This window comes from Sphingomonas canaveralia, from assembly GCF_047238125.1.
Classification (GTDB): Bacteria; Pseudomonadota; Alphaproteobacteria; order Sphingomonadales; family Sphingomonadaceae; genus JBDFMH01.
On the sequence record NZ_JBDFMH010000001.1, the window covers coordinates 1,188,506 to 1,212,446 of the forward strand.

Genomic DNA, 23,941 nt, shown 5'->3' on the forward strand with positions numbered 1-23,941 from the left:
GGTGGTCGGATCGACGGGCGCGTTCATGCCGCTTCCCCCTGCTTGTGGGTCCGGTCGATCCGCTCGACCAGGCCATCGCGGAAGTGGATGATTGTGCGCGCGAACGCCGCCATCTCGGGCTCGTGCGTCACCATCAGCACCGTGATCCCGCTGTTGCGGTTGAGATCGGTCAGCAATTCCATGATCTCGACCGACCGTTCGGAATCGAGATTGCCGGTCGGCTCGTCCGCCAGCAGCACATCGGGATGGGTGACGATCGCGCGCGCGATCGCCACGCGCTGCTGCTGACCGCCGGACAGTTCGGCAGGCGTGTGATCCCACCAGTCCTTCAAGCCGACCTTGTCGAGCGCGCCCATCGCCAGTTCGTTGCGCTTGGATTTCTCCTCGCCGCGGTAAAGCAGGGGCAGCTCGACATTCTCCAGTGCGGTCGTGCGGTTGAGCAGGTTGAAACCCTGGAACACGAAGCCAAGGTAGCGCCGGCGCAGCAGCGCGCGCTGATCGCGATCGAGCGTCTCCACATGGTGGCCGCGGAACAGGAACTCGCCCGCGCTCGGCACATCCAGGCAGCCGAGGATGTTCATCGTGGTCGACTTGCCCGATCCCGATGGCCCCATCACCGCGACGAAATCGCCGCGCTCGATATCCAGGTCGATGCCCTTCAGTGCCTGGAACGCGGTCGCGCCCTCGCCGAACGTCTTGGTGATGCCGCGCAGCCGGATCAGCGGCTGGCTGGCGGGGTTACTGGCCACGCTGGCCACCCTGCCCGCCACCGCCGCCACCCTGCCGGCGCTGCCCGCCGCGCGCACCACCGGACGAGGACGCGCCATCCTCACTGGCGAGTTGGCCGGTGATCACTTCCATGCCCGGCTCGAGCCCCGCGCCGGACACTTCGGTCTGGCTGCCGTTGGTGTCGCCCACCGTCACCTGGATCGGCTTCGGCTTGCCCTCGGCATCCTTGACATAGACGGTCTGGCGGCTGCCGCGGCCGATCGCGACCTCACGCGTGGCACGATTGCCGCGGCGCGGGCGCATCGGCGCGATCGCGCCGGCGATACCGCCGCCGCCACTGCCGGCCGCGGCGCTGTCGGGCGTGAAGCGCAGCGCCGCGTTGGGCACCAGCAGCACGTTCCGCTTTTCGGTCGTCACGATATCGGCAGTCGCCGTCATCCCGGGGAGCAACAATTCTTCCGGGTTCGCGACCGAAAGGATGGCCGTGTAGGCGACCACCGAGCCGCTGGCGGACGTCGTGCTGGTGGATGTCGACGTGCTGCTCGTCGATCCGCTGGCATTCGCACCCACATCGACGCGCTCGATCCGTGCAGGGAAGGTGCGGCCGGGAAAGGCATCGACAGCGAAGGTCGCGCGCTGGCCATCCTTGACCTGGCCGACATCGGCCTCGTCCACCTTCACCTCGAGCTGCATCTGGCTCAGATCCTCGGCGATCTGGAACAGCACGGGCGCGTTCAGCGATGCCGCCACGGTCTGCCCGGGCTCGATCTGGCGGCTCAGCACCACGCCGTTGACCGGCGAGACGATCGAGGCCCGCGAAAGCTGGGTCTGGTCGGACGAGAGCAGTGCCTGCGCCTGTGCGACCGCAGCCTGTGCGGTCCGCACTGCCGCTACCGCGCGCGCATAGTCGGCGCGCCCGGTGTCGAGTTCGGCACGCGACGGCACCTTGCCGCCGGAGATGCGGTAGACTTCTTCCAGCCGGGTGAGATTGGCGCGGGTCTGGGTGACCGTCGCCTGCGCCTGCGCGACCTGTGCCCGCGCCGAATCGAGCCCGGCGCGCCGCTGATTGACCGCATCGACGAAGGCGCGCGTATCCAGTCGCGCCAGCACCTGACCCTTGGTCACTCGATCGTTGTTGTCGACATAGACATCGGTGATCAGGCCCGACAGCTCGGATCCAACATCGACCTGGTTGGTCGGCTGCAGGTTGCCGGTCGCCGCCACCGTCACAGTCAGATTGCCGCGCTCGACCCGCTGGGTAGCGTAGCCGACTGCCGCGTCGCCAGCGAAGAACAGCCGCCAGGCGAGCAGCGCCAGCAATACCACGCCGATCGCAATCGCAGCCCATTTCAACATCGCGCCACGACGGCTGGGCGGCTGGACCCCAAGGAAGGCATCAAGCTCTTCCTGCGTATTGGTGGTCGGCTGGTCCATCTCAGTTCGCCCTTGAAGAAGTGGTCACGGTGCGCGGTTCGGGGGCGGATTGCCATCCACCGCCAAGCGCCTTGTAGAGCTGCACGGTCGCGGTCGCGCGTTCTGCACGGACGCTTGCGCGGCTGTCCTGTGCCGACAGCAGGCTGCGCTCGCTTTCCAGCAGGGATTGGAAATCGATCAGGCCCGCGCGATACTGGCTGCGCGCGAAGGTCACGGCGTTGCGCGAGGCTTCCTCCGCCACCACCAGCTCGCGCTCGCGGCGTTCGGCGGCGGACAACGCGACCAGCGCATTTTCGACTTCCTCCAGTGCGACCAGCACGGTCTGGCGATAGGCCGCGAAGCTTGCGTCGGTGGATGCGCGCTGTCCCTCGATCGCGGCTCGGATCTGTCCACCCTGGAAGATCGGCGCGGAGATCGCCCCGACGATGTTGCCAAGCGCGCTCGACAGGAGATCGCCGACCGAGGTGTCGGAGCCCGAGAACGTGCCCGAGAGCCGCAGCGCGGGATAGAGCTGCGCAGTCTGCACGCCGATCCGCGCGGTCTCGGCCGCCAGCTGGCGCTCGGCTTGGGCGACATCGGGCCGGCGCTGGATGACGGCCGCCGGCACGTCGCTGGCCGCAGGGGCGAGCGGGATCACTGCCTCCGTCGCCATCAGCGCGTTGACGGCGCCGGGCGCCTCGCCCAGCAACACCGCGATCCGGTTGAGCGATGCGTTCAGCCCGCTTTCGAGGCTGGGAATGCTCGCCGCCGTCTGCGCGCGCAGCTGTCGTGCCTGTTCCAGATCGAGCGAGCTGACCAGCCCGGCCTGCACCCGCCAGCCAACGATCTGCACGGTTTCGTCCTGGGCGCGCAGATTATCACGGGCGATGCGCAGCCGCGTCTGGCCGAGCCGCGCATCGAGATAGTTGAACGCGATCTCGGAAGCGATCGTCAGCTGGGTCGATCGCAGCGCTGCCTGCGACGCATCGGCATCCGCTCGGGCGGCTTCGATCGATCGGCGAATGCCGCCGAACAGATCGACTTCGTAGGACGCATCCAGCCCGGCGCGGTAGATGGTGGTATCGCCACCGGTCGAGATGGTCTGACCGGTGGTGGGATCGATCACGGTGCGACCATCCGCCCCGATCGACCGCGCGACCGACCCACTGGCTCCGAGGGTTGGAAACAATTGGCCGCGTGTGCCGCGCAGGCTTGCCCGCGCCTGGCGCAACCGTGCGCCCGCCGCCTCGATATCGAGATTGGCCGCCAGCGCGCGATCGACAAGCTGCACCAGCACGGGATCCTGGAAGGCCTGCCACCAGCGCGCCAGATCGACCTCGCCGGCGATCGGCTGGGCCTGCGCTGCAAGGAAGCTGTCGGGCACCTTCAGCGCCGCATTGGTCGGCGGTCGGTAATTGGGTCCGACGGTGCAACCCGCCAGCAGCGCCAGCGCCAGCATTCCCGTCGTCGTCGATGTGGCGATCCTTGTCATGATCCTGCCCATAGCCCGCATTCTTTGCCGCGAATGTCAGGCCTGAAATATCTAGTCCGCCAGTCGCGTGATCCTGTCCACGAGCCGTTCGCGTGCAGGCAGAAGCCGCGCGCGTCCGTCACCGAGCAGGTCGCGCGCGAGGAAGCGGCCGGTGATCCGCAGGCCGGCGACGACATCGTCCCAGCCGGCCGGCGCGCCATCGTGAAGGAATGGTGGCAGCGGCAGCAGCCGGCCTTCATGCCCGATCGCCGCCGCGCGGCTCACCGCCCCACCGCTTTTCGGGCTGACGAAGCCCAGATCGTCGCGTGCGCCGGTGGCGACGCATTGCGAAAGGTCGAGCCCGAACCCCAATTCCGCCAGCAGCAGCAACTCGTATCGCACCAGCGCAGTTGCCCAGCCGCGCGCAGCCGGCGCCGCGACGATGGCGGCCAGCAAGCCGTCGAGTGCAGCATGGATCGCTGGATAGGCCTGGCCTTCGGGCAGCGTAGCGGCAGCCAGCGCAGTCGACCAGTCGATCGCCGCCGCAGCGAGCGGTTCCGCCAGCAGCGGTGCGCGGCTTTCGACCAGTTCCACGGTCAAGGCCGGAAGCTGAGTGTCGGTACGCGCGCGCAGATCGGCCAGCACGGTGTTGCCGGCCAGCAGCACCGGCCGCATCCGCCGCGATCGCCCACCCCGCACATACCCCGCGACCAGTCCGTCGGCGGGCGTCAGCACACGTGCGACCGCACCATGTTCGCCATGTGCGCGCACCGCGCACACGATCGCCTCGGCCGAAATGTGCATTGCCCGTCTCTAGCTTATGCTGCCGGGTCAGGCGATGGAGATCGCATCCCGCTTGCGCGACGTCCGGCCGGGCCAGGCACGCCGGTGGCCGCGCACCGACCCCATCCAGCCCGCCGCTTCCCAGCCGCATCGGCGGAAGGTGGCCAGTGCCGGCCAGTTCGTCCACCATGTCCAGGCAAGCGGCGCGCGGTCGAAGCGCTGGGCACTGTTGCTGAGCAGCACGCTGCCGGCTCCACGTCGGCGCGACGCCTCGATCGTCCAGATGTCGATCACGGCATGATGCCCTCGCAGCCGCGGCCAGAACGCCATGATCCAGCTCAGCTCGATCGGCTCGTAAAGGATCACGCCCAGCAGCGCGGTGCCATTCCACAGCGCCAGGAACACGGCGCCCGCCGCAAGCCCGGCATGTGAAAGTTCACGCGGTTTGGGCAGGCTTTCGGATGCCAGCGCGCGCCGCGCTTCCTGATCGACCGGGCGAATTGCCCAGCCATCCGGGATCGGCAGCACCGGGGCATCGTCGCCGCGGCGGATCACGCGATAGAGTTCATAGCCGCCGATGCGCCGCATCAGCCACTGGAGCGCGGACTTCAACGCCTGACGATCCGGCTCCACCGACGCAGTTGAGGACTGTCGAGCGCCACCTTCGCGCGCGCCACGGCGCGATCGAACGCGATCAGCCCATCGCCGGCGATCCGGTTCAGGATCCCCGGCTTCAACAGCAGCAGATCCGCGCACGCGACTCCACCGGTCGCGAACTGGCGCTTGTGCTGCCCCTCGCCCTCGGTGAAATCCAGCGCCACGAACCGCCCTTCCTGCATCAGCAACCGCAGCGCCTCCAGCTGGAGGACGCCGCCCGGCGAGAGATCGGAGACGGCCGGGTCGAAGCCCAGATGGGCATAGACCAGCACGTCGTCGTTCGCCGGCAGATGCAGGTAACTGACTGGTCGACCGTCGAGGAAGAGCAGAAAAGCCCTAACGCGATCGGCCGCTGCCAGCCGTCCCAGTTCGGCACGCGCTGCGTTGCCATCAGGCAGGCCTGCATCGAGCAGCTTCTCCTGATAGCTCAGTGCGGAGACCTGGCGGGCAAGCCTATGGAACTCGCCGACTTCCGCTGGCGTGCGATAGGCGCGCACATCCAGCGCACCGCCGGATCGCTCGGCGAAGCGGCGCGATTTGCGCAACAGCGTCGATCGACTCTTCGACGAAAAGCTGGCCAGATAGGCATCGAAACCCTGCGCCAGATCAGCATAGCGACGCGTGTAGCGCTGGCGGACCAGGCAGCGCAGATCGGTGTTCGTCACCAGCGCCTCGATCGCCGGCTCGGGCACGGATGCGACCAGATAGCCGTGGGCATCGTCGGGCAGCGGCGGCAGCGGCGGCAGCGCGCCGGCGCGGATGTCGGCCAAGCTGGGGGATACGCGGACCAGCCGGCGCTTGAGCGACCACAAGGTGCGCGCGCCGACCTGAAAGCGCAGTGCGACCGGGGCTGCGATCGTCACGCGCGACGCTCGTCGTAGAGATTCGACCAGAGCTGCTCCGCCTTGCGCAAGGCCGCGCGTGCAGGCGATGCCACCACAGGAACGGCCGGTGCGCCGAGCGGAAGGTCATCGAGCTCCGTGAACCAGGCGGTCGGCACCGAACCTGCGCGTGTGGCTAGATGCTCGCACAGCGCCTCGAAACGGCGAACGTGCACGCCGTTGGGGCGCGCGCCGTTGCGGCTCGCAAGCTCGAACGAGTGGCTGACGATCGACACCACGGGATGCGCCACGACGACCGCATGATCGATCGCGGCGCGCATCTCCGCGGCGGAGACTGCGCACAGCTGGAGGTGGCGCAGCGCGCCGCCATCCCGGATCTGGCCAACCGGCACCTCGATCACGCCTTCTCGAAGCACCGGGGCAATCTGCGCGGGCGGCAACGGGATCGCGCTGGGCCAGGGGTGGTGGCTGCCATTGTGGCTGCTGTCATATCGAATGCCGATCGCGGCCAGCGCGCGCAGCGTATCGTCATTGGCCGCATAGCTGCCGGCACGATAGGCAACAGGTTCGGGTGCGCCGGCTGCGACCAGCAGCTCGCGCGCGCGGCTCAGCAGGTCGCGTTGCCCGGCTTCGTCCCAGTCGGTCAGCTCATGACGCGAATCGATCCAGCCGGGATGGAGATGCAGTTGCACCTGCTGCCCGGCCGCCAGGATCGGTTCGACCATCGCCTTCACACAATCAATCCCGAACCGCTGCGCCGGCATCGGATCGACGAAGAAGGTCGCCTTCAGGCCATGTGCGGCGAACCGGGCAAGCTGGTAGCCGATCCCCACCCCCGCCGGCTCACAGGATCGGGCGAACAAGGCACGCCAGTCGTCGCGGTCGGAATCACGGCGCAGCATCAGTTCGGTATCGACGGTGATCAGCGCGCGGGTGGCCATGGAACCCGCGATAACGCGGTGCCGGTTAAGGCTTCGCTGCCGGCGCCCGGTCAGGACGGATGGAAATAGTCGTAGATCGCGCGCGCCATCGTCGCGGACACGCCGGGCGCCTTCTGAAGATCCTCGAGCGCTGCCCCGCGCACTGCCTTGGCCGTGCCGAAATGCATCAGCAGCGCCTTCTTACGCGCCGGGCCGATGCCAGGCACTTCGTCCAGCGGGCTGGCAGTGAACGCCTTGGCGCGCTTCGCACGGTGCGCCCCGATCGCGAAGCGGTGCGCCTCGTCCCGCAGCCGCTGGAGGTAGAACAGCAGTGGCGATCCCGGCGGCAGCATCTGCTCGCGACCATCGGGCAGATGAAAATGCTCCCGGCCGGCATTGCGGTCCGGTCCCTTGGAAATGCCGACGATCGGCACGTCGTGAACGCCTGCGTCTTCCAATATGCTGCACACGGCGGAAAGCTGGCCCTTGCCGCCATCGATCAGCAGCAGATCAGGCCATTCCCCAGACTTGCGATCGGGATCCTCCTTTTCCAGCCGCGCGAAGCGCCGTTCCAGCACTTCGCGCATCATCGCGAAATCATCCCCCGGAGCAGTCTCCGGCCGCCGGATATTGAACTTGCGGTACTGGCCCGGCCTGAACCCCTCCGGCCCCGCCACGATCATTGCGCCCACCATGTTGGTGCCCATGATGTGGCTATTGTCATAGACTTCGATCCGCCCGGGCGGCCCCTCCAGCTCGAACAGCTCGGCCATCTCGCCGAGCAGCCGCCCCTGCGTCGTCGACTCTGCGATCCGCCGATCGAGTGCTTCCTCCGCATTGCGCGTGGCCTGCGCGATCAGCCGGCGCTGCTCGCCGCGTTGCGGCTGCTTCAACTGCACCTTGCGGCCGGCGCGTTCGGACAATGCCTCGCCAAGCAACTCGGCTTCCTCCAGCGCGCGATCGAGCAGCACCAGACGCGGCGGCGGCACCTCTTCATAGAATTGCATCAGGAAGCTTGCGAGGATCTCGTCTTCCGGCACGTCTGCCGTGTGCGCCGGGAAGAAGGCGCGGTGGCCCCAATTCTGACCGCCACGGATGAAGAAGGCCTGGATGCCGATATGGCCCTGCTTGGCGGCCATCGCAAAGATGTCCGCATCGGCCACGCCTTCCGCGTTGATCGTCTGCGTCCCCTGGATGAAGGTCAGCGCACGCAGGCGATCGCGGTAGACGGCTGCAAGCTCGAAATCCATGTCGGCGGCGGCGCGGGTCATCGCGTCGCCGAGCTTCTTCTGGACCTGCGTCGACTTGCCGGACAGGAACGCCTTCGCATCCGCCACCAGGTCGGCATAATCCTCCTTCGAGACGCGCCCGACGCACGGCGCCGAACAGCGCTTGATCTGATAGAGCAGACACGGCCGGTCGCGATTGGCGAAGAAGCTGTCCGTGCAGGATCGCAGCAGGAACAGCTTCTGCAGCGCGTTCAGCGTGCGGGTGACCGATCCCGCGCTGGCGAACGGGCCGAAATACTGCCCCTTGGCACGCCGGGCGCCGCGATGCTTCTGCACGCGCGGAAAATCATGATCCTCGCGCAGCAGGATGAAGGGGAAGCTCTTATCGTCGCGCAGCAGGACGTTGTAGGCGGGCCGAAACCGCTTGATCAGCTGCGCTTCGAGCAGCAGCGCCTCCGCCTCGGTATTGGTCGTCACGATGGTCATGCTGCGCGTCTGCGCGACCATCCGGCTGAGCCGCTTCGGCAGCCGAGCGACCTGCGTATAGTTCGCGACCCGGTTCTTCAGCGCGCGCGCCTTGCCCACGTAAAGCACGTCGCCGCGGATATCCTGCATCCGGTAGACACCCGGCCGCGCCGGCAGCGTCTTCAGCACATTACGGATCGCGGCCACCCCCGCGTCGAGATCGGGCTTGTCCGATCCGCGTACGGCATAGGTGGATTTCTCTTCGTTGAAGCGATCGGTCGGCTCAGTCACGCCGCCGATTTAGGGGCGGGGCGGCCACACGTCACCCCCCGACTGCCCCACCCGCGCGCCAGCGGGCGGACCGCTCAATTCATACGCTGGGCGGAAATCCCGGCGATGGTACGATCGATCAGCGCCTTGTCGCTGCCCGCGTCATGCTTCTGGGCGATCAGCGCGGCGGCCGCCGCTGCGGCGGCGCTGGCGGCCTTAGCGCGGACCTCGGCCAGCGCGGCGCGCTCGGCAGCGGCAATCTTGTCCTCGGCCATCCGGCCGCGACGCTCGATCAGCGCGGTGGCATCGGTACGCGCCTGTGCCACGATGTCGTCGGCCTGGGTGCGGGCGTCGGCCAGGATCGCGTCAGCCTCACCAGCGGCAGCGGCGGCCTTCGCCTCATACTCCGCCTTCAGCGCCTCGGCCTCCTTGCGCAACTGCGCGGCCTGATCCAGCTGGGCGCGAATGCCGGCGATCTTCTTGTCGAGCGAGGCGCCGATCACCGCCGGCACCTTCTTCCACAACAGCAGGCCGATCACGACCAGCATCGCGACCGCGACCCAAGCGGTCGCGTTGAGGCCGAGCGCGGTAGGATCGGCATGCGCCGGCCCACCATGCGCCACTTCGGTCGCAGTGGCCATGCCCTCGCTATCGGCGGCATGGTCGAGATTGTCGGCAACCGTCGCGGAGCCGTTGCCGGGCAATTCTGCGGTCAGCACCGATCCGTCGGCCCGGGTGACCACGGTATCGGCAGCGGCGGCGCTGGGGCTATGCGACATGGGGCCGGTTCCTCACCGAATAATGATCAGAGCGTGCCATTCAGGCGGCGAGCGCGGATTTCACCGCCGCGGTCGCCTCGTCACGTCCGACCGACAGGCCCGACACGCGCGCGACAATGTCCTGCGTCGCTTCTGCCGCGACATCCTCGATGCTCGACAGTGCCGCGGTTCGCGAGGCCTGGAGCCGGGCATCCGCCTCGGCGGCCTTGGCGGCCACTTCGGCGTCGGCCGCTTTCACGCGCACCTCGGCATCGGCCGCGGCCTGTGCCTTGGCGGCTTGAGTCGCCTTCAACGCCTGCGCCCGCGTGGCATCCATCCGCGCGCGATAGTCTGCTTCGACCGTGTCGGCGGTATTGCGCGCCGCTTCGGCCGCGGCGAGATCACCCGCGATCTTCTTGTCGCGGCCTTCGATCGTGGATTCGATCTTGGGCAGCATCCCGCGCCCGATCCCGAAATAGATCAGGCCGAAGACGATCAGCAGCCAGAAGATCTGGGAGGCATAGGTTTCGACGATCTGGGCGATCTGCGGCATCGGACGTCCCGGTCAGAAAGGGGCGAGGCGGCCGGGGCCGCCCCGCAAATCGATCAGGCGACGAACAGCAGGATCATCGCAACGACGAACGCCAGCAGGCCGAGCAGCTCGGCCGCGGCGAAGCCGATGAACAGGCGGCCCTGCTGGCCGTCCGCGGCACCCGGATTGCGCAGCGCGCTCTCGAGGAACGAGCCGAAGACGTTGCCCACGCCCAGCGCGGCAAGGCCCACGCCGATCGCGGCCAGACCGGCACCGATCAGCTTTGCGGCTTCTGCGTCCATGATATAACTCCCTAGATTAAAACGTTGGAAAGAATGGCTAGTGAAGGTTGATCGCATCGTTCAGGTAAAGCGACGTCAGCAGCGCGAACACATAGGCCTGGATCGCGCAGACCAGCAGTTCGAGCAGCGTGATGCCGACCATCAGGATGAAGCTGGGCAGCGACACAATCGCTGCGATCCCGGCGCCGGCGTTCATCCCGTTGATCACGAACCCGGCCAGCACCTTCATCAGGATGTGGCCCGCGGTCATGGCGACGAACAGTCGCAGACCCAGCGAGAACGGACGGATCAGGAAGGAAAACAGCTCGATCAGGAAGATCAGCGGGACCATGTAGCCCGGGGTGCCGTGCGGGATGAACAGCGAGAAGAAGTGGAAGCCGTGGCGCGCGAAGCCGACGACGAGCACGATCGCGAAACTGATGATCGCCAGCACACCCGTCACCGTGAGATGGCTGGTGACGGTGAAGGCGTGGAAACCGGGATTGACGCCGGACAGGATGCCGACCGGCATCATCCCCATCAGATTGGCGACCAGAATGAACATGAACAGCGAGAAGACATAGGGCGTGAACTTCTTGCCTTCCGGCCCGATGTTCGAATGCATCATGTTGGAGATGAAGCCAGTGAAGCCCTCGACCGCGGCCTGCCAGCGACCGGGCACCAGTTCACGCTTCATGCCGCCCAGCATGAACAGCCAGATCGCGACCAGCGTGATCACCATCCACAAGGCGGAATTGGTGAACGCGATGCTATGACCGCCGATCTGCCACGATTGGCCGAAGATCGGCTCCACCAGAAACTGGTGCATCGGATCGATCTTGCCGGATTCCGCCGCCACCCTGACAACCCCTGCTATGCGAGCAGCGTCCGAACCGTCAGTCCGGGCGCTGCTTGGACAATCTGAAGATGTTCCTGAAGGCGACTGCGATTCCGAGGAACATCAGCGCCAAGAGGAGCCAGGGCGTCGTGCCGAGCAGCCGGTCGAGGACCCAGCCGATCAGCGCTCCGCCGCCGATCCCCGCGATCAGATCGGACAGCACGCGATTGCCGAGCGAATAGTTCGCGTCGACTTTCTTCTGTGCCGTGCCGGTCCGAGCCGCTTCGGCGTCCTGCGCTGCCCTGAGCCGCTCTTCGAGCGAATCCAGCCGCGCATCATCGCCGATGGGATCGTGCCCGGGTTCCCCTGCCGTCATGCCGCCTCTCCCATATCGGGGATGCGCCCTGACGACGGGCGATCCCGCCTAGGCGCGGACCCTTTAGGAAGGGGGGAATGGCAAGTCAACCTTGGGGGCGGGGCGGCGGATGCCGCCCGCCGACCTCAGCCGCAGACCGCGGGCAGCGGCACCGGAGCCGACCCGTCGCGACGCGCCCAGCTGCCGCCGACCTTGTAGAACTGGCCCGGCCCGACCCGCTTGGCGAGCTGATCGCAACCACGCGCAGCCGCCACCTCCTGAACGGTCGCGCCCTGCTTGGCGGCGATATCGGTGTAGATCGCGCGGCGCTTGATGTTGATCGCATCAACTGCGGCCTTCAGCTCCGCGCTCGGGCTCGTGACGAAACCGAGATAGCCGTCCGCCTGCTCGCCGACCTGGCCGGCGGCCCGCGCCTGCCCGACGATCGCCTCCTCCGCCTGCGCCCAGGCCACCGTCGCGCCCAGCGCGGCGGTCGCCAGCGCGGCTCCGATGATCAGCTTGGCCATGCGCATTTCAGAACACTCCCGGATATTGCTTGTCGAGATCCTGCACGTCCTTGCGCAGGCTCACCACCACTTCCTGCCGGATGTTGACGTTAAGGTTGATCTCGATCGGCTTGTCGGGTGCCTTCACCGAGATGCACCCACCCGTGCCGACCGCCAGCCCCGCCATCATCACCCAGCGCATCATATCGGATCCTCTCATAGCCTGTCTCCGCTTTATCGAGGCTGAACGGGGGCGGACCCCGGCAGCGGGGGTTCCTGCCGGGGCAGCGCCTGATCGATCAGCCCGCGCGGGTCGTTTAGCGACTGCGCCGCATTCAGCAGTCCGCGGAACGGCGCCCGGATCGTGATGCGGAAGCGGAACGGCAGGTTGGAGAACTGACTGAGCAGCCCGTTCTTCTTCACCGCTTCCTTCGGCGTCTCGTTGGTGCCGTCGAACAGCACGCGGCTGACAAGCTCGCCGTCCAGCGCGCCATCGAGCTCGATCGCGAGCGATCGGTACCGCATCCGCTTCAGCGCATCGAAGGCGAGGCTTCCGAACAGGCCGAGATCCTCGTTCGAGACTTCGCCGACATAGGCCAGCGTGCCGCCCGCCTCGCGCACCGTGAGCCGACCACCCTCGATGCGGCCGCCGCGCGCGTCGAAGATGATCGGCATCACGCCGTCGAACGTGCCCGTCACCGCGACATTGTCGAATTCGAAGCGCTGCACGAACTGGGCCGCGTCCATGCCCACCACGCGAAACGTGAAGCGTCGTTCGACCGGCTTGCCGAAGTCGAGCAAAGTCGGCTCCAGGATCAGCTCGCCACCCGAAAACGGCCAGCGGCCATCCTCGACCTGCACCATCTGGTCGCGCAGCAGCCGGTAGCGGACGACGCCGTCATTGACCGCGATACCCGGGTTGGCCTCTGCGATGGTCGCGATCTGCCCTGGCGCGGTGACGAGACCGAGCAGATCGGTGAAGGCCAGTTCGGTCTTGAGGCCTTTCACCGGGCCGAACGCGGCCGCCAGATCCAGCCCATCGGTGCGATAGCGGCCCTCGCTCGCCACTCCGGCGGGCGACCAGTCGATTCGCCCGCGGCCCGAGACCGCCCCGGAGACATTGGCGACGACGCCGAGCGTTAATCGAGTTAGCTGTTCTGGCTGCAGGGCCTGGCCAAACCGGATCTCGGGCGTATCGAGCACGGCATGGCCGCGCCCGCTGGCAAGCGCATGGCGGAGGTCGAGCGCCACCAAGGGCGTGCGCGTTTCCCGTTCGGCAAGGGGCGCGGTGGCGGTCACGATCCCGTCGACCAGCGTCAGATGGGCCCGCTCCGATACGAGCGGGCGAAAGCGCGGATCATCCGCTGCGTCATCGACCCGGATCGCCCCATCCAGGTCGAGCCGGCCCGAATCGAACCGCCAGTCTCCCGTGCCTTCGGAGATCAGCAGCGGCACTGCAGCCAGCTTCCCGTCCAGCCCGGAGAACCGCCCGACCGCACCGCCTGCCTGCAATTTCCCGGTCAAACCGGCGACATCGAGCCGGTTGATAGCATCGGCACGGCCGAGGCGGACCGCCAGCGCATCGATTGAAAAGCCCGGCGTGCCGACCGTGAAGCCCAGCGACCGCGCCGCGATCGTGGCAGGCGACCCGCCGATCGTGCCTGCCAGCCGCGGCGTCGCGATCCGGCCGCCGCCGCCGATCGCGGCATCCGCCCGTCGAACGAACAGCCCCCCGCCGGCGGGGCACAGCATCAGCTGGGAGCGGCCGAGCCGCAAGCCGGCCACCGTCATGCCGCTGAATGTCAGCGGCGCGCAGGTCGGATTGACGACCGTCGAGCCAGCCCGACCCAGACGGCCGTTCAGTGGAAGGGTCAACCCGTCGACCCGGCCATCGGCCAGCGGTCCGTCGAGCGTGATTCGGGATGCGAAGCGCGTTTCGCCGCCGGCGATGTCGAACCGCACCGGCTCCAGCGCCACGCGGGCGCCACCAGCAGCGTAGGGCGCGACCTGCGCCATACCTGCGATCAGCGCGCCCGCTGCGGCTTGCCGCAGGCTCAGTCGCGCGTCGGGCAGGCCACCGCCGCCGATCGTGACGGTCCCATCGCTCAGCAGCCTGTCGCCCGGCCAGCCGAACCGCAGCCCCTGCCCGCCGGCCAGCGTCGCCCGCGCGCCCGATGCGGCGCGCAGGTCGGCCCGGCCGACATGGATCAGGCCATCGCCCTTCCCGATGCGCAGGGCGATGTCGGCGCTCAGGTCTATCCGTCGCGATGCCGCTGCCGCCGCGCTCCCGATGCCGGCAGCGATCGGACCGACCGGCGTGCCGCCGCCGACAGCAAACGCGGTCGCGATTGCACGGCTTCGCAGCGGATCGGCCGAAAGAGCGCGGGCACCGATCCGTCCCGCCAATCGAAGGTCGGAGCCAAGCCTGTATCGGCCGGAAAAGTCGATCGCCCCGCTGCGCCCCCAGGCTCCGCTGATCCGCTCGCCCGTCAGCGAGAGCGCACCTGCCGTTCCCGACGCCCGCCCGTCGAAGGCGATCCGCCCGCCCAAGCCTGAGAGAGCCAGATCGCGCCGTGCGATCCGGGCAATCTCGAACAAGGCATCGCCCGTCCAGCGATCGAGCGCGGCCGATAGCGTGGCATCCACCGCCCCGGCGAAGCCACTGACACGCACCGACGCATCCGCGCAAGTCAGCGAAGCGGCGCGTAACGGCCCATCGATCGACGGCCGCGCCTTCGCCACGGCAAGGTTCAGATAGGCCGTCAGCCCCTCAGCGCGGCAAGCCCCAATCGCCAGCCCCCGCGTCGCCACGGCAAGCCGGCCGCGGAAGCCATCGACGAGATTGCCCTCCCCCGTCAGCCCGATCCCGATCGGCCCAGCCGGCGTGTCCAGCCGCATCCGTGCATCGCGCAGCGTAGTATCGAGATCGGGCAGTGCGAACGGCTTGCCGCTGGGTGGCGGCAACAGCCGATCGACCTGCCCCATCCGCAGCACGCCGCCCTCCAGCCGGCCGCGCAGCCGCACCCCGTCCGCTTCGATCGACTGGATGGCCGGCAGACCGAAGCCATAGCGCAATCGCACCACCGCGCGCCGCGCGGTCAGATCGGGCCGTTCGGGATCACCGATCACGACGTCGGTCAGCACCTGCTGCTCGACCCCCAGCCGCTCGATCCGATAGCGCGCCGCCACCCCCCGCGCCTTCAGCGCATCATCGATATAGTGGGTCGCGATCGGGCGTCGTTGAATCCAGGCGAGCGCAAAGGCCAGCAGAACCAGCCCGACGAGAATGGCCGCCATGCGCCGCCACCGGCCGAGACGTCGGCGCGAGGGTGCGGCGTCGTCGATCGCGTCACTCCCCTCGCTCAAACGCCGGTCACTCCATTGCCTTCATACGCAGGCCGCGGCCGCGTGCCGCGATCGTCGGATTGCGATGAACCCAGGCTGACCTTAAGGTCGGTCGTGCATGGCGGATAGCCCAGACGATCCCGGCTTCGATGCCAGCGGCCATCGCGCGCGCCTGCGGGCACGGCTGCTGGGCCAGGGTCCGGAAGCGCTGCTCGATCATGAGTTGATCGAATATCTGCTGGCGCTGGCGATCCCCCGCCGCGACACCAAGCCGATCGCCCGCCGACTGATCGCCGAACTGGGCAGCGCGGGCGCGGTGCTGGGCGCCGACGCCGAGACGCTGATGCGCGCCGGCAGCCTTTCCGAAGGCGCGGCCGCCGCCATCAAGATCGCCGAGGCTGCCGCGCTGCGGCTGCTGCGCGGCAAGGTCGCCGAGCGCCCCGTACTGTCGAGCTGGCAGGCGCTGATCGACTATCTCCATGCCGACATGGCGCACCGCGCGATAGAGCGGGTGCGCGTGCTGCACCTGAATGCCCGCAACCTGCTGATCCGCGACGAACTGGCCGCGGAGGGCACGATCGACCAGGCCGCGGTCCATGTCCGCGAAGTCATCCGGCGCGCGCTCGAACTGGGATCGGCCGGGCTGATCCTGGTCCACAACCACCCGTCCGGCGATCCGCAACCCAGCCGCGCCGACATCGCTTTGACGCGTGAGATCATCGCTGCCGGCAAACCGCTTGGCATCACCGTGCATGATCATGTCGTGATCGGTGCCAACGGCCATGCCAGCCTGCGCGCGCTCGGGCTCATCTAAGCAAGTAGCCGAGGCTGCGCAGGAGCTGGCTCCGCTCTCGACCGATCAGATCCGCGAGCCACAGTCTTTCTCGTGCCGTAAAATCGATACGAAAACGGGCCCCGGATGACCGGGGCCCGCCTTCAAGCTCGAATCGATCGCAACCTTAGCTGAGGTAGGTGGCGAGTTCCTCGGGCGAAATGGTCTTGCTCTTGTCCGCGTCCGCCTTCGAGAATTCGGTGGCGGTGGCATTGAGCACCTTCACGGCGGGCAGGTTGGCCTGCTTGCCGGCCTTCGACTTCTCGACCTGCGCGGTCATGTCTTGCCCGTTGGCAGCCATGATCCAGGTACCGAATTCAAGCGCGGTCAGCGAACCCTTGTTGCCCTTGTCATAGGTCGCCCAGCCGGATTGGACCTTAGCCGTCGCATCCGCGCTGGCGACCTTGGTGCCTTCCGCGCCCGGGGCCGGCGCAGCGCTGGCCGTGGCCGCGGGTGCCATGCCGGGCTCTGCCGGGATTGCAGCGGCATCGGCCGTGGCAGCCGGCGCGCTCGTCGCGGGCTGGGTCGTCATACTGTCGGCGGTCGTGGTCGCAGACGGCGTAGGTTCGGTTGCGGTCGACGGCGTCGTCGCGTCAGCGGCCGGGGCCATATCGGTTGCGGGCGCAGCGGTCGTCGCGTCGGCCGGGGCGGCCGGATCTGCGGGCTGAGCCATATCCTGCGCGATGGCCGTGCCACCGAGGGCAAGCATCGCGACACCAGCGAGTGCAGCAAACTTGGTCATAAAAACCTCCTTGTTCTATCGTGAACAATAAACTCGGTCCATCGGGACATCGCACCGCGATACCGGATGGTCGAAAGCTAAACTGGTGAAGTTGATTTTCGTTTCGGATGTTGTGGTTTGGCAACGTCGAATCTTGCGAAGCGGGCCGATTCAGCGACGAAACGATCGGCAATGTTACGAGGCCAAGTAGCACTTAACGGCTCGCCCGCGCAGGTGTTCCACTGGGCGCATCGTTGCCGGTATCGGGCCGCTCTGCTAGCGCCCCGGCGTTCGCAGCCACTCCAGGACCACGCCGATGATTCCCCGCTATTCGCGCCCCGAGATGGCGGCGTTGTGGACGCCCGAGGCGCGTTTTCGGATCTGGTTCGAGATCGAGGCGCATGCCACCGATGCACTGGCCGAACTGGGCGTGGTGCCGAGGGAGGCCGCCGCCGCGATATGGGAACGCGGTGCCTTCGAGGTCGATCGCATCGACGAGATCGAGCGCGAGACCAAACATGACGTGATCGCATTCCTGACCAACGTCGCCGAGCATGTCGGCCCCGAAGCGCGCTTCATGCACCAGGGCATGACATCGTCAGACGTGCTCGACACCTGCCTGGCCGTACAGCTCGCCCGCGCCAGCGACATCCTGCTGGCCGATCTCGATGCGCTGCTTGCCGCGATCAAGCGGCGCGCCTACGAGCACAAGCTGACGCCGACCATCGGCCGCAGCCACGGCATCCATGCCGAACCCGTGACATTCGGGCTCAAGCTGGCGCAGGCCTATGCCGAATTCGATCGCAACCGTGCCCGGCTGGTGGCGGCGCGGGCCGAAATCGCAACCTGCGCGATTTCCGGCGCGGTCGGCACGTTCGCGAATATCGATCCGCGGGTGGAAGCGCATGTCGCGGAAAAGATGGGCCTGACGGTCGAGCCGGTCTCGACCCAGGTCATCCCGCGCGATCGGCATGCAATGTTCTTCGCCACCCTCGGCGTGATCGCGTCATCGATCGAGCGGCTGGCGATCGAGATCCGCCACCTGCAGCGGACCGAAGTGCTGGAGGCCGAAGAATATTTCTCGCCGGGCCAGAAGGGTTCGTCGGCGATGCCGCACAAGCGCAATCCGGTGTTGACCGAGAACCTGACCGGACTGGCGCGGATGGTGCGCGGCTATGTCACGCCTGCGCTCGAGAATGTGGCGCTCTGGCATGAACGTGACATCAGCCACTCGTCGGTCGAGCGCTATATCGGGCCGGATGCGACCATCACGCTCGATTTCGCGCTCGCGCGGTTGACCGGGGTGATCGACAAGCTGGTCGTCTATCCGCAGCGGATGCAGAAGAATCTCGATCGGATGGGCGGGCTCGTCCATTCGCAGCGTGTGTTGCTGGCGCTGACCCAGGCCGGCGTCAGCCGCGAGGATGCCTACCGGCTGGTCCAGCGCAACGCGATGAAGGTGTGGGAATCAGACGGCGCGCTGTCGCTGCTCGATCTGCTGAAGGCCGATCCGGAGGTGACGCTTTCGGACGCCGAGCTCGAAGACAAGTTCGATCTCGGCTACCATTTCGCCCAGGTCGATACGATCTTTAAGAGGGTGTTCGGGGAGTAACGCAGTTCCTCCTCGGCACGGGGAGGGGAACCGCGGCGAAGCCGGGGTGGAGGGGGTTCTCCACCCAAGCTGCGCGCGTGGCGCCCCCCCTCCACCATCCTGCGGATGGTCCCCTCTGCGTACCGGGGAGGATATTCTTACCCGAACAGCTTCGCCGCCGTCTCCGCGACGCGCTTGCCGAGATATTTCGCGCCGTCGATCTCCTCGGGCCCGACTGCGCGGCTGCCGTCGCTGTTGGCGATCGTGGTGGCACCATAGGGCGCCCCGCCGACCACCTTCGAATTGTCGAGCTGGCCCTGGAAGCCATAATCGAGCCCGACGATCGTCATGCCGAAATGCAACAGGTTCGTGATGATCGAGAACAACGTTGTCTCGTTGCCGCCATGCTGGCTGGCGGATGAAGTAAAGGCAGCGCCGACCTTGCCATTCAGGGCGCCGCGCGCCCAGAGGCCGCCGCCCTGATCGAGAAAGGCTGCCATCTGGCTGGAGATCCGGCCGAAGCGGGTGCCGGTGCCGACCACGATCGCGTCGTAATTCTCGAGTTCCGCGATAGTCGCGACCGGTGCGGCCTGATCGAGCTTGTAATGGCTCTTGCGCGCGACCTCCTCGGGCACCGTTTCCGGCACGCGCTTCACATCGACGTCGGCGCCGGCCGCGCGCGCGCCTTCGGCGATCGCGTTCGCCATCGTTTCGATATGCCCGTAGCTCGAATAATAAAGCACCAGCACCTTGGCCATGTCGTGTCTCCCGTTGGGTTCGAAAAAGGCGTCCCGCGCCTGAAAGCGCGGGACGAGAGGATCAGGCCGCGTCGACGAGGACGAGTTCGGCATCCTCGATCGCGGTCAGCGTCACCGTGCTGCCACCCGAGATCGCGGCGCCATCGCGCGCTTCGAGCCGGGTGCCGGACACGGTGACCGCGCCGGTGGCGGGCACGAGGTAAGCATGACGCCCCTCGCCCACCGCATAGTCGACGCTCTCCCCCGCCTTCAGCGTCGCGCCCAGTACGCGGGCGGGGGTGCGGATGAACAAGGCGTCCGCATCCTCCTCGAAGCCGCTGGCCAACGTCACAAACCGACCCGACCGGTCGCCCTTGGGAAAGGGCTTGGCACCCCAGCGCGGCTCGCCGCCGCGAATGGCGGGCTGGATCCAGATCTGGAACAGCCGCGTCTCGCCATCCTCGACATTATATTCGGCGTGCGTGATGCCAGATCCTGCGCTCATCACCTGCACATCGCCGGCTTCGGTGCGGCCGAGATTGCCCAGGCTGTCCTTATGGGTGATCGCACCTTCGCGAACATAGGTGATGATCTCCATGTCGCGGTGGGGGTGTGGCGGGAAACCGGCACCGGCCGCGATCCGATCGTCATTCCAGACGCGGATAGATCCCCAGCCCATGCGATCGGGATCATGATAGTCCGCGAAGGAGAAGTGATGGCGTGCATCCAGCCAGCCATGATTGGCGTGGCCGAGCGTTTCGAAAGGTCGTTTGTCGATCATGTCACGTCTCCGTGGCGAGCGGGCCTTGCCGCATCGCTTGACGCCAACATAGGCCTCTGCATGATCGAATAAATAGAAACTGTCGAAACACATCGTTTCAGGAAACACGCCATGCCGCTACCCGATCTCGAAGCTTGGGCGATCTTCGCGAAAGTGGCCGAGCGCCGCAGCTTCACGGCCGCGGCAGAGGATCTGCAACTTTCGAAGGCGACCGTGTCGAAAGCCGTCGCGCGGCTAGAGGCTCGGTTTCAGACGCAGCTGTTCCACCGCACTTCGCGCCGGATCGCCCTGACGGCGACCGGGCAGGATCTCGCAGTGCGCGCCGCGCGCATCCTGGGCGAGGCGGAGGCGGCGGAGGATGCCGCGCGCGACGAGGCCAGTTCCCCGCGCGGCGTAGTGCGGATCGCGACGTCGATCAGTTTCGGCATCGTCCATCTCGGCCCTGCGCTGCCGGCGCTGCTGGAAAGCTGCCCGGGCCTGTCGATCGAGCTGAGCCTGTCCGATGCCGCGGTGGACCTGGTGGCGGAGGCCATCGACATCGCACTGCGGATCGGCCGGCTTGAAGACAGTACGCTGCGGGTCCGCAAATTGGCGGACGTACACGCCTGCCTGGTCGCGGCGCCCGCCTATCTGGCGCGCTACCCTGCCCCGCAACAGCCTGCCGACCTGACCGCGCACCGGCTGTTCCTCTATACCAACCTCGCCCGATCCGATCGGCTGCCGCTGGTCCACCGCAGCGGGCGCGAGACGGTGGTGCGGATCGCGGGGCCGCTGGCAGCGAACAACGCCGATGTGCTGATGCCGGCGCTTCGTGCGGGCGCGGGCATGATGATGCTGCCGCAATTCATCGTGGCCGCTGATCTGGCGACCGGCGCGCTGGTGCGGGTGCTGCCCGATTGGGCGCCGCCCGCGACCGCGCTCAACCTGGTAACGCCCCCCGGCGGCCCGCGCCCGGCCCGAGTGCGCGCGGTGATCGATCATTTGGTGGAAGCATTCGCGAATCCAATGTGATGCGCGGAAGCCACGCTCGCCATCCGTTCGCTTTACTGGCCGTTAACCTTTTGCGTTCATCAAGGCGATGGTTAATGAAGGCGTGATGGGCCGTGAACGTCCATGCCGCGAAGACAGGGGTGTCACATGCGCGTGCTGCTGATCGAAGACGAGCCGACGACCGCCAAGGCCATCGAGCTGATGCTGGGCGTCGAAGGCTTCAACGTCTACACCACCGATCTTGGCGAGGAAGGCCTCGATCTCGGCAAGCTGTATGATTACGACATCATCTGCCTCGACCTGAACCTGCCCGACATGCACGGCTATGACGTGCTGAAGAAGCTGCGGACCGCCAAGGTGCAGACGCCGGTGCTGATCCTGTCCGGCATCTCGGAAATGGACTCCAAAGTCCGCGCGCTCGGCTTCGGAGCCGACGACTATGTCACCAAGCCGTTCCACCGCGAGGAACTGGTCGCCCGTATCCACGCTGTGGTGCGCCGCTCGAAGGGCCATTCCCAGTCAGTGATCCGCACCGGCAAGCTGGCCGTGAACCTGGATGCCAAGACGGTCGAGGTCGACAATGCCCGCGTCCACCTGACCGGCAAGGAATATGCGATGCTGGAGCTGCTCTCGCTCCGCAAGGGCACGACGCTGACCAAGGAAATGTTTCTCAACCACCTCTATGGCGGCATGGACGAGCCCGAACTGAAGATCATCGACGTCTTCATCTGCAAGCTGCGCAAGAAGCTGAGCCTGGCCTGCGGCGGCGACAATTATATCGAGACGGTCTGGGGCCGCGGCTATGTGCTGCGTGATCCCGACGACGTTTCCGCGGTCGCCTGATCCGATCCACTGTCGCATTTCGAGACGATCAGCGCCGATCGGCGTTCCTGCTCACTTGCCTTCATGACCATCCTTCATAGGATGTACCTCGCTCCAGCGGGTCGCTCCAACGGAAGGCGGCATTGCCGCCGGAGGGGGACCCATGACGCGCAAGCTTTTCGTGACGGCAATATTCTCGGCTTTGGCATGTGCCATGCCGGCGCATGCGGCAGTGATCGCATCGAGCGATTTCGCGACCGGTGACGAAGGCTGGACGATCGGTGAATTCACCGGCATCGGCCCGAACCTGACCCCGACCTATGATCCGATCGGGCAACTGATCTCGACCGGCGATGTTGCCGCCAACGTCGCCTTCATCGCCTCTTCGGCCTATTTGGGCGATCAAAGTGGCGCGTTCGGGGGGTCGATCAGCTTTGATCTGTCCGATGCTTCCAACGACGGCACCAACTATTCGCCGCTCTCGCTAACCGGTGCGGGTATCACCCTCTATGCCCGGCCGACGCCGCCGCCATCGACAACTGCGCTGAGCGCGTTCAACATCTCGCTCGTTGGTGCGAGCTTCGTCACGTCCGATCCGTTCGGCACCAGCGGAGCAACCGCAACCGATGCTCAGTTGCTGGCGGTGCTGGCAGATCTCGATCAACTCGCGATCCTGGCCGACTGGCAGAGCGGCGGAGATTTTTCGCAACTCGACAATGTCGTGCTGAGCGATGGGGCGACCGCGGTGCCCGAACCCGCAGCATGGGCGCTGATGATCGGGGGCTTCGGCCTGGCGGGCACGGCACTGCGCCGTGCGCGGCCAAAGCTCGCCTTCGCTGGCTGACCTCAGCTAGCAGGCGGCGGGACGCTCAGATCGAGCCGTTCGAATCGCGGATTGATGGCGCGCCGACGGATCAGCGACCCGATCGGCGTGCCGAAATCCGCGGTCATCGTGTAGCGCTCGATGCGGAACTGCCCTTCAGCGATCGGGGCGTAGCGGCGCTTCTCGATCGACAAGAGGATCGGCACCGACCAGTCGAGCGTGCGCGATCCGCGCAATGCCTCCACGCTGTCAACACGGCCATCGGGCCGGATCCAGAAGCCGACATCCACCCAGCGGGTAGCGATATAGTCCGAACTGCGGGTCACGGTGTCGACGGTCTGGATCAGCCGATCCTTCGGCACCGGATCATTGGGGCGGGGCGGCGGCGGCGAGAAGATCAGCCGCGGCTCGGGCGTCGATCCCGCGGCAGACATCTGGTTCAGCAGCGCTTCCATCGGCTTCAGATCACCCCGATCGCGGGCGATCCGCGCGGCGATGACCTGCGCCTCCAACCGGACTCCTGCCTTTGCATCGCCTTCCGCGATCAGTCGGTTCAGCGCGGCAAGTGCACCGCTATCGTCGCGCTTGAGGTGGCTCAGCCAAGCCTGACGCAATCGGGCGCCATCCCGGATCGGGCGCAACGAAGCGCTATCCGCCTGGCCGATCACCTTGGCGTATTGGCTCGACGCTTCGTAGAGCCGACCGACTCGCGCCAGCATGTCGCCGACCCGCATCTCGGCAAGCAGGGTTTGCGCGGTACCCGGACGATGCTCGCGCAGGATCCGCGCGCTGTCATAGGTCGATCGCATCAAATCGCGCTGCTCGCCATGATGCGCGGCGACGGTGGCGATTGCTAGATGGAGCTGCGAAACGGCAATCGGCTCCTGCGCGGCGAATGCTTTCATGCGGCCGAGACTGGAGCGTAGCGTGGCGCGAGAACGGTTGTAATCGCCCCTGCGGAACTGCGCCTCGCCCAACCGGATCGATGCGACGATATCCTGTCGTGGGGTGCACCCGCCGCGGCTACAGCGATCGACCGCCGCCTGCAGCTCCGGCAGCGTCGCCTTCACGACGATTACCTCATCAGATGGCTCGACCGGCGGTGGTGGCGCGGCCTGGAAAAACAACAGCAACGGCAGGATCATGGCATGCCCCCGATAACCGATCGATCATCTCCGGTGCGCCCGTGACCGTCAAGCGACGCCGGCACCCTTGTGCGGCGCAACGAACCGTTGCAGTCTTGCGTTCTT

General features: G+C 66.9%; 25 protein-coding genes. 5 read left to right on the forward strand and 20 right to left on the reverse strand.

Going from position 1 to position 23,941, the window contains the following annotated elements; all coding sequences use genetic code 11:
• Nucleotides 1-23: 23 nt before the first annotated feature.
• The 16 genes from ABC347_RS05685 to ABC347_RS05760 form a co-directional block, all read right to left on the reverse strand.
• Nucleotides 24-827: an ABC transporter ATP-binding protein gene (locus ABC347_RS05685; RefSeq protein WP_413244764.1), complete on the reverse strand. Its 804-nt coding sequence runs from the start codon at nt 825-827 to the stop codon at nt 24-26.
• The gene (locus ABC347_RS05690) at nt 739-2,163 is read right to left on the reverse strand and encodes an efflux RND transporter periplasmic adaptor subunit (protein ID WP_413244765.1); all 1,425 of its coding nucleotides are present in this window, start codon (nt 2,161-2,163) and stop codon (nt 739-741) included. Before ABC347_RS05690 ends, ABC347_RS05685 begins: the two co-directional genes overlap by 89 nt.
• A gap of 1 nt (nt 2,164) precedes the next feature.
• Nucleotides 2,165-3,634, reverse strand: coding sequence for an efflux transporter outer membrane subunit (locus tag ABC347_RS05695; RefSeq protein WP_413244766.1), 1,470 nt, complete (start codon nt 3,632-3,634; stop codon nt 2,165-2,167).
• A gap of 51 nt (nt 3,635-3,685) precedes the next feature.
• Complete coding sequence (gene recO / locus ABC347_RS05700) at nt 3,686-4,417, reverse strand: DNA repair protein RecO (RefSeq protein WP_413244767.1); 732 nt, start codon at nt 4,415-4,417, stop codon at nt 3,686-3,688.
• Between the two features lie 27 nt (nt 4,418-4,444).
• Nucleotides 4,445-5,008 carry a GNAT family N-acetyltransferase gene (locus tag ABC347_RS05705; protein ID WP_413244768.1) on the reverse strand — a complete coding sequence of 188 codons (564 nt, stop codon included), beginning with the start codon at nt 5,006-5,008 and terminating at the stop codon, nt 4,445-4,447.
• Complete coding sequence (locus ABC347_RS05710) at nt 5,005-5,916, reverse strand: GNAT family N-acetyltransferase (protein ID WP_413244769.1); 912 nt, start codon at nt 5,914-5,916, stop codon at nt 5,005-5,007. Before ABC347_RS05710 ends, ABC347_RS05705 begins: the two co-directional genes overlap by 4 nt.
• Nucleotides 5,913-6,836: a polysaccharide deacetylase family protein gene (locus ABC347_RS05715; protein ID WP_413244770.1), complete on the reverse strand. Its 924-nt coding sequence runs from the start codon at nt 6,834-6,836 to the stop codon at nt 5,913-5,915. Before ABC347_RS05715 ends, ABC347_RS05710 begins: the two co-directional genes overlap by 4 nt.
• A gap of 50 nt (nt 6,837-6,886) precedes the next feature.
• Nucleotides 6,887-8,800 (reverse strand): excinuclease ABC subunit UvrC, encoded by a 1,914-nt coding sequence (gene uvrC / locus ABC347_RS05720; RefSeq protein ID WP_413244771.1) that lies wholly within the window; start codon nt 8,798-8,800, stop codon nt 6,887-6,889.
• A gap of 74 nt (nt 8,801-8,874) precedes the next feature.
• Nucleotides 8,875-9,420 (reverse strand): F0F1 ATP synthase subunit B family protein, encoded by a 546-nt coding sequence (locus tag ABC347_RS05725; protein WP_413247009.1) that lies wholly within the window; start codon nt 9,418-9,420, stop codon nt 8,875-8,877.
• A 178-nt stretch (nt 9,421-9,598) separates the two neighbouring features.
• Entirely contained in the window at nt 9,599-10,090 is a 492-nt protein-coding gene (locus ABC347_RS05730; protein ID WP_413244772.1) for a F0F1 ATP synthase subunit B family protein, read from the reverse strand.
• A gap of 53 nt (nt 10,091-10,143) precedes the next feature.
• The gene (locus ABC347_RS05735; protein ID WP_413244773.1) at nt 10,144-10,371 is read right to left on the reverse strand and encodes a F0F1 ATP synthase subunit C; all 228 of its coding nucleotides are present in this window, start codon (nt 10,369-10,371) and stop codon (nt 10,144-10,146) included.
• A 37-nt stretch (nt 10,372-10,408) separates the two neighbouring features.
• Nucleotides 10,409-11,209 carry a F0F1 ATP synthase subunit A gene (locus ABC347_RS05740; protein ID WP_413244774.1) on the reverse strand — a complete coding sequence of 267 codons (801 nt, stop codon included), beginning with the start codon at nt 11,207-11,209 and terminating at the stop codon, nt 10,409-10,411.
• Between the two features lie 37 nt (nt 11,210-11,246).
• The gene (locus ABC347_RS05745) at nt 11,247-11,564 is read right to left on the reverse strand and encodes an AtpZ/AtpI family protein (RefSeq protein ID WP_413244775.1); all 318 of its coding nucleotides are present in this window, start codon (nt 11,562-11,564) and stop codon (nt 11,247-11,249) included.
• 125 nt (nt 11,565-11,689) lie between these two features.
• Nucleotides 11,690-12,070, reverse strand: a complete 381-nt coding sequence (locus ABC347_RS05750; protein ID WP_413244776.1) for a YdbL family probable chaperone protein — start codon at nt 12,068-12,070, stop codon at nt 11,690-11,692.
• A 7-nt stretch (nt 12,071-12,077) separates the two neighbouring features.
• The gene (locus tag ABC347_RS05755; protein ID WP_413247010.1) at nt 12,078-12,251 is read right to left on the reverse strand and encodes a YnbE family lipoprotein; all 174 of its coding nucleotides are present in this window, start codon (nt 12,249-12,251) and stop codon (nt 12,078-12,080) included.
• Nucleotides 12,252-12,283: 32 nt separating this feature from the next.
• Entirely contained in the window at nt 12,284-15,346 is a 3,063-nt protein-coding gene (locus tag ABC347_RS05760; protein ID WP_413244777.1) for an intermembrane phospholipid transport YdbH family protein, read from the reverse strand.
• A 166-nt stretch (nt 15,347-15,512) separates the two neighbouring features.
• Here ABC347_RS05760 and radC point away from each other — a divergent pair, with 166 nt between their 5' ends.
• Nucleotides 15,513-16,208 carry a RadC family protein gene (gene radC, locus ABC347_RS05765; protein ID WP_413244778.1) on the forward strand — a complete coding sequence of 232 codons (696 nt, stop codon included), beginning with the start codon at nt 15,513-15,515 and terminating at the stop codon, nt 16,206-16,208.
• 145 nt (nt 16,209-16,353) lie between these two features.
• On the opposite strand, the gene ABC347_RS05770 is transcribed toward radC, so the two are convergent.
• Entirely contained in the window at nt 16,354-16,968 is a 615-nt protein-coding gene (locus ABC347_RS05770) for a hypothetical protein (protein WP_413244779.1), read from the reverse strand.
• A 295-nt stretch (nt 16,969-17,263) separates the two neighbouring features.
• Here ABC347_RS05770 and purB point away from each other — a divergent pair, with 295 nt between their 5' ends.
• Nucleotides 17,264-18,559, forward strand: a complete 1,296-nt coding sequence (gene purB / locus ABC347_RS05775) for an adenylosuccinate lyase (RefSeq protein WP_413244780.1) — start codon at nt 17,264-17,266, stop codon at nt 18,557-18,559.
• Between the two features lie 137 nt (nt 18,560-18,696).
• On the opposite strand, the gene wrbA is transcribed toward purB, so the two are convergent.
• Together wrbA and ABC347_RS05785 are read right to left on the reverse strand one after the other, a co-directional pair.
• Nucleotides 18,697-19,296 (reverse strand): NAD(P)H:quinone oxidoreductase, encoded by a 600-nt coding sequence (gene wrbA, locus ABC347_RS05780; RefSeq protein WP_413244781.1) that lies wholly within the window; start codon nt 19,294-19,296, stop codon nt 18,697-18,699.
• Nucleotides 19,297-19,357: 61 nt separating this feature from the next.
• Nucleotides 19,358-20,056, reverse strand: a complete 699-nt coding sequence (locus ABC347_RS05785; protein ID WP_413244782.1) for a pirin family protein — start codon at nt 20,054-20,056, stop codon at nt 19,358-19,360.
• 111 nt (nt 20,057-20,167) lie between these two features.
• Here ABC347_RS05785 and ABC347_RS05790 point away from each other — a divergent pair, with 111 nt between their 5' ends.
• From ABC347_RS05790 to ABC347_RS05800, 3 genes are all read left to right on the forward strand, one after another.
• Entirely contained in the window at nt 20,168-21,067 is a 900-nt protein-coding gene (locus tag ABC347_RS05790; RefSeq protein WP_413244783.1) for a LysR family transcriptional regulator, read from the forward strand.
• A gap of 126 nt (nt 21,068-21,193) precedes the next feature.
• Nucleotides 21,194-21,889 (forward strand): response regulator transcription factor CtrA, encoded by a 696-nt coding sequence (ctrA, locus tag ABC347_RS05795; protein WP_413244784.1) that lies wholly within the window; start codon nt 21,194-21,196, stop codon nt 21,887-21,889.
• Between the two features lie 142 nt (nt 21,890-22,031).
• Entirely contained in the window at nt 22,032-22,712 is a 681-nt protein-coding gene (locus ABC347_RS05800; RefSeq protein ID WP_413244785.1) for a PEPxxWA-CTERM sorting domain-containing protein, read from the forward strand.
• Between the two features lie 2 nt (nt 22,713-22,714).
• Here the strand turns inward: ABC347_RS05800 and ABC347_RS05805 are convergent, their stop codons facing one another.
• A complete protein-coding gene (locus ABC347_RS05805) occupies nt 22,715-23,836 on the reverse strand; it encodes a hypothetical protein (protein WP_413244786.1) in 1,122 nt (373 codons plus the stop codon).
• Nucleotides 23,837-23,941 lie beyond the last annotated feature (105 nt).

Coding starts and splice junctions, on each gene's coding strand:
- ABC347_RS05725 (WP_413247009.1), bottom strand. CDS start 9,420: ATGGCCACTGCGACCGAAGTGGCGCATGGTGGGCCGGCGCATGCCGAT.
- ABC347_RS05695 (WP_413244766.1), bottom strand. CDS start 3,634: ATGACAAGGATCGCCACATCGACGACGACGGGAATGCTGGCGCTGGCG.
- ABC347_RS05755 (WP_413247010.1), bottom strand. CDS start 12,251: ATGCGCTGGGTGATGATGGCGGGGCTGGCGGTCGGCACGGGTGGGTGC.
- ABC347_RS05730 (WP_413244772.1), bottom strand. CDS start 10,090: ATGCCGCAGATCGCCCAGATCGTCGAAACCTATGCCTCCCAGATCTTC.
- ABC347_RS05760 (WP_413244777.1), bottom strand. CDS start 15,346: ATGGCGGCCATTCTCGTCGGGCTGGTTCTGCTGGCCTTTGCGCTCGCC.
- ABC347_RS05750 (WP_413244776.1), bottom strand. CDS start 12,070: ATGGCCAAGCTGATCATCGGAGCCGCGCTGGCGACCGCCGCGCTGGGC.
- radC (WP_413244778.1), top strand. CDS start 15,513: ATGGCGGATAGCCCAGACGATCCCGGCTTCGATGCCAGCGGCCATCGC.
- ctrA (WP_413244784.1), top strand. CDS start 21,194: ATGCGCGTGCTGCTGATCGAAGACGAGCCGACGACCGCCAAGGCCATC.
- ABC347_RS05690 (WP_413244765.1), bottom strand. CDS start 2,163: ATGGACCAGCCGACCACCAATACGCAGGAAGAGCTTGATGCCTTCCTT.
- ABC347_RS05805 (WP_413244786.1), bottom strand. CDS start 23,836: ATGATCCTGCCGTTGCTGTTGTTTTTCCAGGCCGCGCCACCACCGCCG.
- purB (WP_413244780.1), top strand. CDS start 17,264: ATGATTCCCCGCTATTCGCGCCCCGAGATGGCGGCGTTGTGGACGCCC.
- ABC347_RS05785 (WP_413244782.1), bottom strand. CDS start 20,056: ATGATCGACAAACGACCTTTCGAAACGCTCGGCCACGCCAATCATGGC.
- ABC347_RS05790 (WP_413244783.1), top strand. CDS start 20,168: ATGCCGCTACCCGATCTCGAAGCTTGGGCGATCTTCGCGAAAGTGGCC.
- recO (WP_413244767.1), bottom strand. CDS start 4,417: ATGCACATTTCGGCCGAGGCGATCGTGTGCGCGGTGCGCGCACATGGC.
- ABC347_RS05800 (WP_413244785.1), top strand. CDS start 22,032: ATGACGCGCAAGCTTTTCGTGACGGCAATATTCTCGGCTTTGGCATGT.
- ABC347_RS05715 (WP_413244770.1), bottom strand. CDS start 6,836: ATGGCCACCCGCGCGCTGATCACCGTCGATACCGAACTGATGCTGCGC.
- wrbA (WP_413244781.1), bottom strand. CDS start 19,296: ATGGCCAAGGTGCTGGTGCTTTATTATTCGAGCTACGGGCATATCGAA.
- ABC347_RS05745 (WP_413244775.1), bottom strand. CDS start 11,564: ATGACGGCAGGGGAACCCGGGCACGATCCCATCGGCGATGATGCGCGG.
- ABC347_RS05685 (WP_413244764.1), bottom strand. CDS start 827: ATGGCGCGTCCTCGTCCGGTGGTGCGCGCGGCGGGCAGCGCCGGCAGG.
- ABC347_RS05770 (WP_413244779.1), bottom strand. CDS start 16,968: ATGACCAAGTTTGCTGCACTCGCTGGTGTCGCGATGCTTGCCCTCGGT.
- ABC347_RS05735 (WP_413244773.1), bottom strand. CDS start 10,371: ATGGACGCAGAAGCCGCAAAGCTGATCGGTGCCGGTCTGGCCGCGATC.